Raw genomic sequence first — 14,837 nt, 5'->3', positions numbered from 1 at the left:
AAATTTGTTAGGCCGGACTTAAGTAGAACGGGGGCACAGTGCGAAGGCCTTGTTAGACGGAAATGCATTGTGCACAAGTGTCTAACTATCAAATGATAACAAAATAACGTCAATGGTAGGTACGAAGCATCTTTTCTTTAGGCGGAAGATGCTGCGCCATTATGAGGCTAGCAAATTCCTGTAACGCTAAAATCTGCTTTAATAGATCTCTCTCCACTTGTACGGGCAGGCCTGTCCGCACAGGCGGGCATTTCGCTGCACTACAGTCGATGACGTATTTAGTGATTGGAAAAATTAATTTTTAATATGATTCACTTTCTTTGGAAAAACCAGCGAAGCCACAATACTGATCACCAGAATACTTAAAATCACAATTAGAGAATGCTCCGTAGTGAAACCCCATTTCTCCAGATAGGTATGCGCTAACATTTTTACACCGATAAAAGCCAGCAGGAAAGCCAAACCCGTTTTTAGATAATGGAATTTATGAATAATATTGACCAATAAGAAGAACATAGACCGCAAGCCCATGATGGCAAAAATATTAGAAAAAAATACGATATAGGGATCTTTGGTTACCGCAAAAATTGCCGGAATAGAATCAACCGCAAATAAAAGATCAGTAAATTCCACAATCAGCAACACCAAAAACAATGGTGTAACCATCCTTTTATGGTTGATTTTAACAAAGAAATTTTTACCCTCATATTTGGGATGAATGGAAAATATTTTTGAAGCCCATTTTACCACAGGGTGGTTTTCGGGATCAATTTTATCATCTTCTTCTTTGCTGAAAAACATTTTCACCCCGGTAAATACCAAAAAGGCCCCAAAAACATAAAGGATCCAAGCAAATTTCGTAATCAGCGCCGCCCCCACAAAAATGAAGATGAAACGCATAATAATGGCGCCTAATATGCCCCAGAACAATACCCTGTGATAATATTTCTCCTCAACCGCAAATGCCGAGAAGATGAGGACGATTACAAAGATATTATCTACCGAAAGTGCATATTCAATAACATAGCCCGTTAAAAATTCGAGCCCCAGGTTTTGCTTATAAATTGCCAGACTACCTTCGAAATCATTTGGGATTAATTTGATATGGTGCTGGTGCAGGGTTACAATTTCCTGCAGGTGGGCAAAATCTTTTATTCCATGTAGCTGATGTCCCTCAACCATTAGGATAAAATAAAATCCTATGGCCAGGGCTACCATAATCACGCTCATGATCCCGGCTTGTTTTAAGCTCACCACATGCTCTTTCCTGCTAAAAAGACCAAGGTCTAAAGCCAGGATAAGTACAATAAAAAGCAAAAAGCCTAAGCTGAAAAGTAATTCGTTACCCATTATTTTTTACGTTCAGTGGTATACAATACAAGTTGTTCTAAACCAGTTCTGGCTTCGCCCACATCAAAGCTATGCAGAATCGCAAAGGCTTCGTTTTGGTAATCCAGCATTTTCTGGTTTGCGTAGTAAACGCCTTCATGGGTATTTACAAAATCGATGATCTGTTGTATTTTAACCGGATCGTCCTGATGATTTTTCACCAGATTGATTATTTTTTTACGTTCTGCTTTTTCCGCTTTATTTAAGGCATAAATCAATGGCAGGGTTACTTTCTTTTCTTTAATATCAATGCCCAAAGGTTTGCCTACATCATCTGTCCCAAAATCGAAAGTGTCATCTTTAATCTGGAAAGCTATGCCAACTTTTTCACCAAACAGGCGCATTTTTTCAATCGTTTCATCATCAGCACCTGCCGATGCTGCACCCGCAGCACAACACGAAGCAATTAAAGAAGCTGTTTTCTGGCGAATCACATCAAAATATAAATCTTCCGAAATGTCCATTCTCCGTACTTTCTCCACCTGCAGCAACTCGCCCTCACTCATCTGTTTTACCGCTTCTGATACAATCTGTAACAAACGGTGTTCATTATTGTTTACCGAAAGTAATAATCCCTTGGCCAGCAGATAATCGCCAACCAAAACCGCAATCTTATTTTTCCATAAAGCGTTGATAGAGAAAAAGCCACGGCGTTCATAAGCATTATCTACCACATCATCGTGCACCAAAGTGGCCGTATGTAAAAGCTCAACCAAAGCCGCCCCGCGGTGGGTCGATTCGGTAATTCCGCCGCACAGTTTAGCTGCAAAAAACACGAACATCGGCCGCATCTGCTTGCCTTTTTGCTTTACAATATAATGGGTAATCCTATCCAGCAACGGTGCGTCGCTATGCATGGAGTCCTTAAAGGTTTTTTCAAACGCTTTAATATCAGCAGCTATAGGTGTTTTTATCTGTTCGATTCCCGGCATTAAGTCGAAAAATTTTGATTGCAAACTTAAGCTAATTTCCCATAAAAAGGTAATCTGCACGCTTATTATTAAGGATTTGGGAACAAGGGCCGGTAATCTTTAACATCTTCAGTCCTGCTATTGCCCATAGTTCCCACCCCGATGCTTCAGGCGCTGCGCTATTTGGCGCTATCAGGTTTACGCCGAAAGGGCTGTGCCATCCAGGTTCCCCTCATTGCGCACAATAAATCTCAGAAATATTGGCATTATTTAATTTCAAACTTTACATTTAAGCTTTTCTAAGGCTGGCATCAATGAAAAAACGCTACAAAATTATTCTTGGGCTATCTGTACTTGTGGTTGCTACTTATTTATTGGGCCCAAAGCCCAAAAAGCCATTATTTAGTAAAGTATTGACGAAAGTACCCGATCTTGCTGATCTGGACAGCTATGTAACCAGTATCGAATCCATGCACAACATAAAACCCGGTAACGAAGCTGAAATTGTTTGGGCCGATAGCCTTCACCAGCAAACCGAATATGCCGTGGTGTATTTACATGGATTTTCAGCTTCAAAAACAGAAGGTAACCCGGTACATTTAAATTTAGCTAAAGCGTTGCATGCCAACCTATACCTAGCCCGCCTGGCCGATCACGGTATCGATACCCTGGCACCCATGCAATATTTTACGGCCGACCGCCTTTGGGAAACCAGCAAACAGGCTTATGCCATCGGCAAAAAATTAGGCAAAAAAGTAATTCTGTTGGGGACGTCTACCGGTGCCACCGTGGCGTTAAAATTAGCAGCAACTTATCCTGAAATTAACAGTTTGATTTTAATGTCGCCAAACGTGGCCATCAATGATAAAAACGCGTGGCTTTTGAACAATCCCTGGGGCTTACAGATTGCCAGAAGGGTTGTTGGAGGTGATGAACGTAAGGTAGACGACCGCACCGATGAATACAAGAAATACTGGTACACCAATTACAGGCTGGAATCGTTGGTAGAACTGGAAGAATTTATTGAAAGCACTATGTTTAAAAAAACTTTCCAAAAGATAAAGCAACCGGTGTTAATGCTTTATTACTATAAAAATGAAGTCGAGCAGGATCCCGTTGTTCGTGTAGACGCGATGCTGAAAATGTTTAATGAACTGGGTACACCGGCTTACTTAAAAAGAAAAGTAGCGCTACCAAATGTTGGAAACCATGTGATGGGATCGTATATCACTTCGAAAGATTTGCCGGGTGTGGAAAAGGCGATTGTAAGTTTTGTTACGAGTACGCTAAAGGCCCCGCTCAATGAAAACGTCATCTCGACTGAAACGCAGTGAATTGGAGAGATCTACTAGAAAGATTTCTCGACTGCGTTGCACTCCGCTCGAAATGACAACCCATCGCTAGGCAACTTAATCTAAGCTTAAAGGAAATCCTCTATAACCCACAATATTCTTCACAATCATTTCGGCATGCACCCTGGAGTTTTCGATAAACAGTTTGTGGGTATCTAAACCTCCGCAAACTACCCCAGCAAGGTATAAGCCTTTCACGTTGGTTTCCATGGTTTCTTCGTTGTAAGCCGGGCAAAGAGTTTCTGGTAATTCAATGCCAAAATTCCTCAACATCGAAAAATCGGGCTGATAGCCTGTCATCGCAATTACAAAATCATTTGGGATGGTCTTAATCCCTTCCGGCGTTTTAATATCCACTTCACCTTCTCTTATTTCAACCAGTTCTGAATGGAAATGAGCAGTGATTTCTCCCTCTTTAATCCTGTTCTGTATATCGGGGCGAACCCAGTATTTAACATGCGGACCAAGTTCACCACTCCTCACCACCATAGTTACATTTGCACCTTTGCGGTAGGTTTCTAAGGCAGCATCAACCCCAGAGTTATTGGCCCCGACCACCACTACATTCTGGAAGGCATATAAATGCGGATCTTTATAATAATGTGTTACTTTTGGTAAATCCTCTCCAGGAACATTCATCAATAAAGGTACGTCGTAAAAACCTGTGGCAACAATTACATTCTTTGCAGTATAACCTGTTTTAGAAGTCTTGATTTCAAAAACATCAGATTCGTTTTTAATCACCTGTTGCACCCGTTCAAAAAGATTGATCTTTAAATCGAATTTTTCGGCTACACGGCGATAATACTCTACGGCTTCGTTACGATTTGGCTTGGGGCTGATGGTTACAAAAGGCACGCCCCCTATTTCTAACTTTTGCGAAGTAGAAAAGAACGTCATAAATACCGGGTAGTTGAACAAACTGTTCACCAAAGCACCTTTTTCTATAATTACATAGCTTAAATTCGCTTTTTGGGCTTCGATTGCACAAGCCATACCTATCGGGCCAGCACCTATAATTATTATATCGTAATGATTTTGATTTGCCAATTGACTATTTATTAAAATTTTAAGGTTTAAAACAATATAAATGCCGGGGTATTTTAACCTTTTATACCGGCCATATAAGAAATGTAAGGGGCATATGAGCTTATATCTTCTTAAATCACTTCAATGGTTAAAACTTAAAAAGCTTTTTTATATCAATTATACTTTCATTACTTTGCTCGGACAGGCAAAATCCGTTCTTTTTAAGCCTGTATTCTTTATTGCGCCATAACCACCCGCTACGTCAATCACATGTTCTACCCCACGCGATTTCAAAATAGAAGCGGCAATCATCGAGCGGTAACCACCTGCACAGTGAATGTAATAAGTAGCTTTCGGATTGATCTCTCCAGTCCAGTCGTTAATAAAATCCAATGGACGGCTAAGCGTAAATTCCAGATGTTCCGCCTCATATTCACCCGGCTTACGCACATCAAGCGCCGTAATTTCTCCGTTAGAGGCAGCCTCTTCAAAAGCTTCTGCAGAAATCGTTTCAATGGTATCAATTTCTTTTCCGGCATCTGTCCATCTTTCAAACCCACCATCCAAATAACCGATGGTGTTATCATAACCCACGCGGGTTAAACGGGTGATGGTTTCTTCTTCTTTCCCCTGGTCGGTAATCAATAAAATCGGTTGTTGTAAATCGCTAATCAAAGCACCAACCCAAGGCGCAAACTGTCCGTTTAAACCGATATTGATCGCGTTAGGGATAAAACCCTTTGCAAAAACCTGCGGATCGCGGGTATCGAGCATGATGGCACCCGTTTGGTTGGCCAAATCCTCAAATTGTTGCGGCGTTAAGGCATTTAGTCCTTTTTCGTAAACGTCATCAATACTTTCTACTCCGCCTTTATTAATGGCCGCATTTTTAGCAAAATATTGTGGAGGAGGCATAATACCATCCGTAACTTCGGCAATAAATTGTTCTTTGGTTTCAGCCTTTAAAGCATAATTAACCTGTTTTTGATGCCCTAAGGTATCAAAAGTTTCTTTACTCATGCTTTTACCACAGGCCGAACCAGCGCCATGAGCCGGATAAACAATTACATCATCAGCTAAAGGTTTTATTTTTTCATTTAACGAATCGTAAAGCATTCCGGCTAAATCATCTATGGTTAAATTACCTTTTTGTGCCAAATCAGGCCGGCCAACATCACCGATGAACAAAGTATCGCCACTAAAAATGCAATGATCTTTTCCATTTTCGTCGGTCAACAAGTAAGTAGTCGATTCTAAGGTATGCCCTGGTGTGTGTAGCGCGGTTATAGTTAGCTTACCGATTTTAAATTGCTCGCCGTCTTTAGCAACATGCGATTTAAATTCAGTTTTGGCAGTTGGTCCGTAAATAATCTCAGCACCCGATTTTTCGGCTAAATCAACGTGACCAGAAACAAAATCGGCATGAAAATGCGTTTCGAAAATATATTTAATGGTGGCGCCGGCCTTTTCTGCCTTCTTTAAATAGGTTGCAACTTCTCTTAAAGGGTCTATAATGGCAGCTTCGCCATCACTCTCAATGTAATAAGCGGCTTCAGCCAGGCAACCTGTATATATCTGTTCTATTTTCATTCTTTAGATTTGAGTATTGAGATGTTAGAAGTGAGTATCAAGGCATAAGCACAAACAAACCTTACGCCTTAAACCTTTCGCCTTATACCTTTCTCGTAACAAAAATAGGGCTAAATACCGATAACCGAAATGATGCTGCTCATAATTGCAGAAGTTTTACTTACTACAATGCTAACTGCTAACTGAAAATTGTTATTTACTATCGATTTGGGCGTTCCACCAAGCTGCGCAAGGAGCGGGCTTTTCAGGGCTGCGCTGCGCTCCGGTACCGATGAAGGATCGGCACTGAACCCTTACAATCCCTAACGCAAAATCCACCCAGCACTTTACATGTCAAAGAATTAAATCAATAGACGGGATTACAAATCCCAACCAACGTTTATACTTTATCCAGATCCTTAGACAGGCTACCATTGACAGAATGTTCTAGTCCGGTGTCATCTCGACCGGAGCAACGCGCAGTGGAGAGATCTTTGGACTAAGCTATTGAAATCAGATTTAAAAGATTTCTCCCAGTCTGTATGGGCAGGCACTGCAGTCGAAAATGACGATACTTTTAGACCATTCAGCTTCTTTACTATCTGTTGTTCCTATTGATTTTATACAATAACTTATCCCTCAAGATAACAACTCTAGCACATTTCCTTAAATGCTAATCTTTGGTCAATTCGCCTCTTAATGATTCGTCCATCAATTTACGGCTTTCTTCTACCGATAAACCCAAGCCCATCACAAACATCAGTTTGGTTACGGTGGCTTCAAAAGTTAAATCATAACCGCTTACAATCCCCATTTTTAATAATTCCCTGCTGGTTTCGTAGCGGCCTAACTGCACAGAGCCTTTTTTGCATTGAGAAATATCGATAATGATTTTCCCGTTTAAAATGGCCTGCCTCAAACTATCTAAAAACCATCGCGCAGTGGAAGTATTGCCTGAACCAAAAGTTTCTAAAATAACGGCATCAACTTTAGAATCGGTAATAGCCTGAACCGCTTGCGGCGTAATTCCAGGATATAATTTGAGTACACCAATGTTCGAATTAAAATTGGTATGCAATTTTAACTTGCCACCGGTAGCTTTCAAAATATAATTTCTGTGAAACTGTAAATGTACACCAGCTTCTGCAAGTACGGGGTAATTTGGCGATCGGAAAGCCTCAAACTTTTCACTGTTATATTTTATAGAGCGGTTGCCTCTGAATAGTTGTGCATCAAAATAAATACAAACCTCAGGAAAAAGTGCCTTACCGTCTTCTTTTGTTGCTGCAATCTCTAAAGCAGTAATCAGATTTTCTTTCGCATCAGTCCTGATTTCGCCTATTGGAAGTTGCGACCCGGTTAAAACGACTGGTTTATCTAAATTTTCGAGCATAAAACTCAGTGCCGAAGCGGTGAAGGCCATGGTATCTGATCCGTGCAGGATCACAAAGCCATCATACTGATCATATTTGTGGTAAATGAGTTCTGCGAGTGTTTTCCATATTTCGGGATCCATGTTTGAAGAATCCAAAACCGGATTAAAAGAATGTACATCTAAATGATAATCTAAACGGCCCAGTTCCGGAACGTTTTCTTTAATCTGCTCGAAATCAAACGGAACCAACATTCCGTTTGTAGGGTCGTTAACCATACCGATAGTGCCACCAGTATAGATAATAAGTATTTTGGTCATTTGGTTTAGTGAAGGTTGCTCAGCGCAAAGAAACTAAAAATTTGTAAATGATCGGGCGATATTTTGAAATTGGCAACAAATAGTGGTATTATACAAATAAAACTATCAATTTGATAATTAAAAAAGCAAATATTTATATAATTAACAATTACCTATTCTGGAGTAAAGAGATAATCTTGAGGACAGATTTCTCCATTACGCTGCGCTTCAGTCGAAATGACGACCGACCTAAATCCTACACCCCAAAAATCTTTTTTGAATTTTCCGTGGTTACATCGGCGATCTCTTCGATGGAAACGCCATAAATATCAGCGAGTTTTTGCGCAATATAAATCAGGTAACTGCTTTCATTGGGTTTACCGCGGAAAGGAACCGGTGCCAGATAAGGCGAGTCGGTTTCAAGAACCAGATCAGCTAACGGGATACCGGCAAGTACGACATCCAAACCTGCTTTTTTATAAGTAACCACACCTCCAATACCCAGGTAAAAATTTAAGTCAATAGCCTGTTGTGCCTGTGCCAAATTCCCGGTGAAACAATGGAATATACCGCGTAATTTTTCATCTTTTTCACTTTCCAACACTTCAAAAACTTCATCAAAAGCTTCTCTGCAATGGATCACAATGGGCAATCCTAAATCTTTAGCCCAGCTAATCTGTTTACGAAAGGCATCCTGCTGAATAGCTAAAGTGGTTTTATCCCAGTATAGATCAATCCCGATCTCGCCAATGGCATAAATTTTCCTCCCGGCCATACTGTTGTGAATTTCCTCCAGCAGGGTCAGGTAATCTTCCTTTACATCACATGGATGCAAACCAGCCATTGCAAAGCAGTTAGATGGATATTTTGCCACCAGGTCATCAATCATCGAAATTGATTTAACATCAACATTTGGCAGAAACAAACGGCTTACATTGTTTTCAATACAACGCTCCATTAACTGAGCCTGTTTCTCAGCATCCTGCTCGTAATATAAATGGGTATGGGTATCAGTGAAAAGCATTTTTTATATAGTATCAAGTATTTAGAATTAAGTATCAGGATGGACTACCGCTCCTGATACTTTGATCAGGATTTCTATTTCTTTCCGCCCTTACTTTTTTTTGGTGCTTTGGCTGTAGACTCAGGACTTCCGACTTGGGACTGGGGATTATACTCCATCTCCTTTTTCAAAAATTTACCTGTCAAACTGATCGGATTTTGGATCAAACCTTCCGGTGTACCTTCGAATAAAATCCTTCCGCCACCAGCACCGCCTTCTTCACCCAGATCGATCACCCAATCGGCAACTTTAACCACATCTAAATTATGTTCGATCACCAAAATGGTATTTCCTTTATCAACCAGTTCCTGTAGCACACCTAAAAGCACATTAATATCTTCGAAATGGAGACCTGTAGTGGGTTCATCTAAAATGTAGAAAGTTTTTCCGGTATCTTTTTTTGAAAGTTCAGTGGCGAGTTTTACCCGTTGCGCCTCCCCTCCCGATAGCGTAACCGACGATTGCCCTAAAGTGATATACCCCAAACCAACATCTTTTAAGGTTTTGATCTTTCTATAGATAACGGGAATATTTTCAAAAAAAGTACAAGCGTCTTCGATACTCATATCCAATACATCACTGATCGATTTTCCACGGAAACGCACTTCTAAGGTTTCCCTGTTGTATCTTCTTCCGCCACACTCTTCGCAGGGCACCTGCACATCAGGGAGAAAGTTCATTTCGATTACCTTTAAACCCGCGCCCTGACAGGTTTCGCAACGGCCACCCTTTACGTTGAAAGAAAAACGGCCGGGTTTGTAACCACGGATTTTCGCTTCGGGCAATTGAACAAACAAATTCCTGATATCAGAGAAAACCCCGGTATAGGTAGATGGATTTGAGCGTGGCGTTCTGCCAATGGGCGCCTGATCGATCTCAATTACCTTATCGATTTCTTTTAAGCCATTGATCTTTTCGTAAGGCAAAGGTGTTTTCTTGGCTCTGAAGAAATGATGGTTTAAAATGGGATATAAAGTTTCGGTAATTAAACTCGATTTGCCACTGCCCGAAACGCCGGTTACGGCAATAAATTTACCCAAAGGGAAATCGACAGAAACCTTTTTTAAATTATGACCTGTGGCTTTAACTAGTGATAACTTATGCCCATTGCCTTTTCTGCGGACTTTTGGTGTTTCAATACTTCTTTTACCATTCAGGTAATCAGCGGTTAAAGTATCAGATTTCAGGATCTGTGCAGCGGTTCCTTCTGCAACAACGGTTCCACCATGAATACCTGCTCCAGGCCCCACATCAATTACCCAATCGGCCTCCAGAATCATATCCTTATCATGCTCCACCACCAGAACCGTATTTCCGAGATCACGCAGATTTTTCAGGGCATTAATTAACCGCTCATTATCACGCTGGTGCAGACCAATACTAGGCTCATCAAGGATATACATGACGTTCATCAATTGCGAGCCGATCTGTGTGGCCAAACGGATACGTTGCGCCTCACCACCAGATAGTGTACGCGCCGTACGGTCTAAGGTTAAATAGGTTAACCCTACATCAGTTAAAAAACCAATCCTGGCTTTAATTTCCTTTAAAATTTCTTTGGCAATAATGTTCTGACGGTCGGACAGGCGCTCCTCAACTTTTTCGAACCATTGATGAAGGTTATTAATATCCATCGACGAAAGCTCGAAAATGTTTTTGCCATCAACTTTAAAATGCAGGCTCTCTTTTTTCAAACGGGCCCCATGGCATTCCGGACAGGTTTTCAGCTTCCTGAATTCGTCCATATCATCAGCTGCAGATTCGCTTCTTTTTTCGTTCTGCTCTTCGAGCATTTTAATTATTCCATCAAAAGTGATGTTATAATTCTGAACGTTCCATTTATTATACTCTACCTCAACTTTGATCAGGTCAGGTGAACCATTTAAAATGATATTGATGACCTCATCGCTTAACTTTTCGATTGGAGTAGAAAGTGAGAAACTATATTTTTTAGCTAATGCCTTTAGTACCTGGAACATCCAAATGTCGCGGTATTCACCCAACGGGGCCAGGCCACCGTTCAAAATACTCAACTTTGGATTCGGCATAACCGATTCTTTATCCACCACGAAAATATAGCCCAAACCGTCACAACGCTCACAAGCCCCATAAGGCGAATTGAACGAAAAACTATTGGGTTGAGGTTCATCATAAGAGATACCCGTGGTTGGACACATCAAAAACTTACTAAAATGCGCTACATTATTATCTTTATCGCTGATTTTAATGACCCCTTTACCCATTTTCATTGCGGTTTGCAAAGAATCAAGCAGGCGCTTTTTATCTTTTCCATCTACAATTAAACGGTCGATTACCACCTCAATATCGTGGATTTTATACCGATCCACCTGCATTTTAGCCGTAATATCCTTGATCTCCCCATCTACACGCACTTTCACATAACCCTGTTTGCGGATTTGCTCAAAAAGCTCCCGGTAATGTCCTTTTCTACCCTTAACCACCGGCGCAAGGATATTTACCGCCAAACCATCAAATTTATTGAAGATATTCTGGAGGATCTGGTCTTCACTCATGCGTTCCATTTTCTCACCCGTATTGTACGAATACGCATCAGCCACACGTGCATAAAGCAAACGCATAAAATCGTAAATTTCGGTGATGGTACCTACAGTAGAGCGTGGGTTCTTGCTGGTGGTTTTTTGCTCAATGGCAATAACCGGACTTAAACCCGAAACCTTATCTACATCCGGACGCTCCATGCCTCCCATGAACTGGCGGCTATAGGCACTGAAAGTTTCCATGTACCGGCGCTGACCTTCAGCGTAAATGGTATCAAAGGCCAGGGAAGATTTACCGCTGCCACTTAAGCCTGTAATCACCACAAGTTCGTTTCGCGGAAAGCTAACGTCTATATTCTTTAAATTATGTACCCTCGCACCATATACTTCTACATCTTTTTGCTCGCCGAGGTCGACAGATTTATTGCTCATATTTTATTTAAAGTTGGGGCCAAAATCCATGCTTAAAATAGGCCGGATTTTAATCTGCAAAAATGCTAAAAATTTTATCAAAAAGAAAGTTTAAGCCAAGCTGTATTAAGGATTAATTGTCATAATATGTGAACTGTACTTTCACATAACACCATTACTCTTTTCTCAACAATAAACGCTTCTTAACCGGTGATGGTTTTGTGTTTCTTTGAGAAATCATCTGTAAAGATCTCTCGGCTATGCTCGAGACGATTCAACGATAAATGGCACCAAGACCAATATTTGCACCCACATATGGCCGATAAACAAATGAACGATTGAACCAATGACAAATGATCTATCTACCACTCAATCGTCGTGCCGTTCTCCGTAGGGTGGCCGGTACAAACCAAAACCCGGCCCCTTTCCAACTCATCATCGGTAAGCACTTCGTTATAATCCATCCTTACCCCGCCTTTGGTACAATTGGCCACACAGGTACTGCATACACCCCCACGACAGCTGTAAGGTAATTTAATCTTATTTTCAAGTGCAACATCCAGAATTCTTTTTGGCCATGGCACAGCAAGATTGTACGTTTTGCCTTCAAAATTTAAAATAACGGAGTAGGTATTTTTATCGACTATTTTTTCAGAGCTGTCATCTTCATCAACTTCATCCTCTGGCAATACGAAAGTTTCTCTTTTAATCTGTTTAATATCGAAGCCCATCCCCAATAAGGTAATCCGGCATAAATCCATATAGATAATAGGCCCGCAACTGTAAAACAGTGCTTGATCCCGTTCGAAATGTAAATGTTCTCTAACCAGTTTTTCGATATAAAATTTGTTTAGCCTGGCCGTCATTAAGTTTTTGCTGTTGCTAAAAACCCACACTATTTTCAATCTATCAGGATATTTCTCTTGCCATTCAATCAATTCGTCATAAAATAACGTGTCTTCTTTCGATCGATTACTATATATTAAAGTAATCAACGATTTTTTCTCACGCACCAGTGCTGTTTTCAAAATCGAGAATAGCGGTGTAATCCCAACGCCTGCAGCAAAAAGAAAAAGATCTCTTTCCAGATTTTCATCTGGAATGTAACTGAACAATCCCTGTGGTTCCTGTGCCAAAAGAATATCATCTACCGAAGTTTTATGATGCAAAAACCTGGAGATCTCCCCATTTTCTACCCGCTTTACCGTGATGGCCAAAGGCTCATCCACATCAGGCGAACTGTTAAATGAATAGGATCTTCTGATCTCCTGATGTTTACCCTGAAAAACCAACGAAACAAACTGACCAGCAAGATAGTCCGGGTATTTCTGATCCATCTCTTCTAACTGAAATGTAAGGTTATCTCCAGGTTGGCTGATTATTTTATTGATGCGCAGTTTGAACATAATACAAAGAAAGGAAATTATTAGTTTATTAGTCCATTGGTCTAGTTCATTGGTGAATGCAAATCCTAAACTGTTAATTGGTTCATTAGCCATTTGTTCATTGATAACTGCAAACCGCCAAATGGAAACTTTTAGGGTTTAGGGTTTAGGGTTTAGGGTTTAGGGTTTAGGGTTTAGGAAAAACACCGATCAGAGAAACCTGTGTTTTGTATAATAGAAATTTATAATAATGATCAAATATATTTAGATATACATACGCTAAATGACCTTACATTTCTTATATGGTAAAACCATTCCGTGTTAATCCGTGCTGCCGTGGCTAAAAAGCGCATTGGTTCATTTGTCACTTGTTCATTGGTCGGCATGATGCAAAACGAATCGGTGGAATCCAATAATCTGTGAAATCACCTTTAAATAAAAAGCGTCCCGATATTGAAACCGGGACGCCTTACCAAATGCTTGTCTTTATCTTAATGATATTATCCGCCATTATAAGCCAATAATACCCTCGGTTTTTTGTAACCGTAACGTTTCGGGTGTTCCATAATCTGCTTCATGGAAATTACCTTGTAAACGTAGCCACCGGTTTCGCGGTTTAACCTCATTTTGTAGTAATTGTCCTGATTCTGATTATTGATCTGCTTGCGCAAACGCCCATCGCCAACATTGTAGGCCGCAGCCACCAATGTCCAGCTTTCTAAACCCTTATACATTTCTTTAATGTATTTACAGGCTGCAATTGTAGATTTGCGCAGGTTATAACGCTCATCAACATTCCCGTTTACTTTTAATCCATAATTACGGGCAGTACCCGGCATAAACTGCCAGATTCCGGCTGCACCTTTAGGCGAAGTCCCTTCAGTCATTCCAGATTCGACCAAAGCCAAATACTTAAAATCGTTTGGGATACCGTAAGCGGCAAGTATGGGTTCAATAATCGGGAACCATTTTGCTGCTTTTTGATGCAAAAGATTGGTTTGTGTGTTCTTGTAACTGTGTGCGGCCAAAATTTTCTTCATTTTTCTTTCCACCCTTTTATCGCCCAAAGGCAGGGTTTCATCCGCGAAATTTAACTGGGCCATTAAAGAAAGAGGTTTCACAACGTCTTCAACTTTTATGCTATCAGTTTTTGTTATTGTAGAGCTTAATTTTTCTTCCTTAAAAAGACTTTTTTTTGTTAAGGGCATTTGGTAAGTGAACACTTTTGCCAGAATAAATAGTGTTGCCACTACTGAAAATGGTACGATGTGTTTCTTTAACATTCTCCTCCTTTTTTTGGTGAAACTTAATAAAAACGCTGGCAAAGCTAAAAAATAATAAGCACACTATCAAATAGTTACGTAATTAAGTGCAAAAAACAGCCTTTAAACCACTTTAAACGCGGATTTTAAATTTTGATTTTTAAACGATTTTTCCTATTTTAGAGGCTATTTTTTATCTACTTTTTCCGCTCGGATAATTGTTATATTCACCAACTTTTCATAAATTTGCAACCCGCATTTTTAATGCGTTAAAA

General features: G+C 40.3%; 10 protein-coding genes. 1 reads left to right on the top strand and 9 read right to left on the bottom strand.

Annotation, left to right across the window (positions count from 1 at the left end; translation table 11 throughout):
• Positions 1-294: 294 nt before the first annotated feature.
• Entirely contained in the window at positions 295-1,350 is a 1,056-nt protein-coding gene (locus tag QZ738_RS13485) for a TerC family protein (RefSeq protein ID WP_293788282.1), read from the bottom strand.
• On the bottom strand, positions 1,350-2,321 hold the full coding sequence (locus QZ738_RS13480; protein ID WP_293788281.1) for a polyprenyl synthetase family protein: 972 nt from the start codon (positions 2,319-2,321) through the stop codon (positions 1,350-1,352). The genes QZ738_RS13485 and QZ738_RS13480 overlap by 1 nt, the downstream gene beginning before the upstream one ends.
• A gap of 293 nt (positions 2,322-2,614) precedes the next feature.
• Here QZ738_RS13480 and QZ738_RS13475 point away from each other — a divergent pair, with 293 nt between their 5' ends.
• The gene (locus QZ738_RS13475; RefSeq protein WP_293788280.1) at positions 2,615-3,634 is read left to right on the top strand and encodes an alpha/beta fold hydrolase; all 1,020 of its coding nucleotides are present in this window, start codon (positions 2,615-2,617) and stop codon (positions 3,632-3,634) included.
• A gap of 75 nt (positions 3,635-3,709) precedes the next feature.
• Here QZ738_RS13475 and QZ738_RS13470 read toward each other — a convergent pair whose 3' ends face one another.
• The 7 genes from QZ738_RS13470 to QZ738_RS13440 all read right to left on the bottom strand — a co-directional run bounded on the left by QZ738_RS13470 (position 3,710) and on the right by QZ738_RS13440 (position 14,583).
• On the bottom strand, positions 3,710-4,702 hold the full coding sequence (locus QZ738_RS13470; RefSeq protein ID WP_293788279.1) for a YpdA family putative bacillithiol disulfide reductase: 993 nt from the start codon (positions 4,700-4,702) through the stop codon (positions 3,710-3,712).
• A 156-nt stretch (positions 4,703-4,858) separates the two neighbouring features.
• Positions 4,859-6,271 (bottom strand): rhodanese-like domain-containing protein, encoded by a 1,413-nt coding sequence (locus QZ738_RS13465; protein ID WP_293788278.1) that lies wholly within the window; start codon positions 6,269-6,271, stop codon positions 4,859-4,861.
• Between the two features lie 652 nt (positions 6,272-6,923).
• Positions 6,924-7,943 (bottom strand): asparaginase, encoded by a 1,020-nt coding sequence (locus tag QZ738_RS13460; protein WP_293788277.1) that lies wholly within the window; start codon positions 7,941-7,943, stop codon positions 6,924-6,926.
• 235 nt (positions 7,944-8,178) lie between these two features.
• On the bottom strand, positions 8,179-8,946 hold the full coding sequence (locus tag QZ738_RS13455) for a TatD family hydrolase (RefSeq protein ID WP_293788276.1): 768 nt from the start codon (positions 8,944-8,946) through the stop codon (positions 8,179-8,181).
• A 74-nt stretch (positions 8,947-9,020) separates the two neighbouring features.
• Entirely contained in the window at positions 9,021-11,936 is a 2,916-nt protein-coding gene (gene uvrA, locus QZ738_RS13450; protein WP_293788275.1) for an excinuclease ABC subunit UvrA, read from the bottom strand.
• A 341-nt stretch (positions 11,937-12,277) separates the two neighbouring features.
• Positions 12,278-13,321, bottom strand: coding sequence for a ferredoxin--NADP reductase (locus tag QZ738_RS13445; protein ID WP_293788274.1), 1,044 nt, complete (start codon positions 13,319-13,321; stop codon positions 12,278-12,280).
• Positions 13,322-13,800: 479 nt separating this feature from the next.
• On the bottom strand, positions 13,801-14,583 hold the full coding sequence (locus QZ738_RS13440; RefSeq protein ID WP_293788273.1) for a lytic transglycosylase domain-containing protein: 783 nt from the start codon (positions 14,581-14,583) through the stop codon (positions 13,801-13,803).
• Positions 14,584-14,837 lie beyond the last annotated feature (254 nt).

The organism is uncultured Pedobacter sp. (assembly GCF_913776295.1).
GTDB lineage: Bacteria > Bacteroidota > Bacteroidia > Sphingobacteriales > Sphingobacteriaceae > Pedobacter.
This window is presented reverse-complemented; position numbering and strand designations above follow the sequence as displayed.

Coding starts and splice junctions, on each gene's coding strand:
- QZ738_RS13485 (WP_293788282.1), bottom strand. CDS start 1,350: ATGGGTAACGAATTACTTTTCAGCTTAGGCTTTTTGCTTTTTATTGTA.
- QZ738_RS13480 (WP_293788281.1), bottom strand. CDS start 2,321: ATGCCGGGAATCGAACAGATAAAAACACCTATAGCTGCTGATATTAAA.
- QZ738_RS13475 (WP_293788280.1), top strand. CDS start 2,615: ATGAAAAAACGCTACAAAATTATTCTTGGGCTATCTGTACTTGTGGTT.
- QZ738_RS13465 (WP_293788278.1), bottom strand. CDS start 6,271: ATGAAAATAGAACAGATATATACAGGTTGCCTGGCTGAAGCCGCTTAT.
- QZ738_RS13460 (WP_293788277.1), bottom strand. CDS start 7,943: ATGACCAAAATACTTATTATCTATACTGGTGGCACTATCGGTATGGTT.
- QZ738_RS13455 (WP_293788276.1), bottom strand. CDS start 8,946: ATGCTTTTCACTGATACCCATACCCATTTATATTACGAGCAGGATGCT.
- uvrA (WP_293788275.1), bottom strand. CDS start 11,936: ATGAGCAATAAATCTGTCGACCTCGGCGAGCAAAAAGATGTAGAAGTA.
- QZ738_RS13445 (WP_293788274.1), bottom strand. CDS start 13,321: ATGTTCAAACTGCGCATCAATAAAATAATCAGCCAACCTGGAGATAAC.
- QZ738_RS13440 (WP_293788273.1), bottom strand. CDS start 14,583: ATGTTAAAGAAACACATCGTACCATTTTCAGTAGTGGCAACACTATTT.